Source organism: Helicobacter sp. T3_23-1059 (assembly GCF_053654515.1).
The window spans coordinates 1-743 of sequence record NZ_JBSIUV010000183.1; the positions used below are offsets into that span (position 1 = coordinate 1).

Consider the following 743-nt stretch of genomic DNA (forward strand, 5'->3'; position numbering starts at 1 on the left):
CGTTCCGTCTGCTTCTTTTGTGATTGCGTGGCTATCTTTGTGCCATTCAAAAAGCCTGCGTTCTTTATCGTTTTTGGCGGTTTTTAGTAATTCTTGGTGCAAAATGTCGTTTTTGCGTTCTTTTAATGGGTCTAAAAGATTTTTTAATCTGTGATATTCCTGCAGATTTTTAACATTGTTGATTTGGGATTCTAGCTCGGCTATTTCTTTGTCGATTTGTGGTATAATACCTTTTGAGAGTTGGGGGCTTGGACTTATTAAAGTCGGCTCGGTGAGGTTACTGATTCCCCCAAAATTCCTTACCACTTCTTTACTTTTTTCTATATTTTTTATCACTTGTGATAATCTTGTAATTGGATAGCCTGTTATATTGATGTCATCTTTTGCTTGTGTGATTGCTATGTAGTATAAATCCTTGTTTTCTTTGTGTTCGTAGGCCTTTATAAATTGTAGTCTTTCCTCGTTATTTTTGTCTATTTTTAGCACAAAATCAGGCGTTTGTTTTGTATCGTTAAAAAGGCTTAAATATTTTTCCCTTTGTGCTTTGTCTGTTTTTGAGTTAAAATGCGCTACTAAATTTTGCAAATTTAGATTTTGTGCTTCTTGTGGCATTTGCGCAGGCGTTATGTCTTTTAGGTGCAAAATCGCTTCTTGCTTATCTTGGCTAAGTTTATAAAAATCCTCGTTTTGTTTATAAGATTGTATTGTTTGTTCTATTTTTTCTTGTGCTTTTGTTCTGTCAA

General features: G+C 34.2%; 1 protein-coding gene. It reads right to left on the reverse strand.

Features of this window, described 5'->3' with window-relative positions; genetic code table 11:
- The coding region (locus tag ACWIX0_RS13950; protein WP_454174581.1) for a hypothetical protein at positions 1-743 on the reverse strand (743 nt) is incomplete at both ends.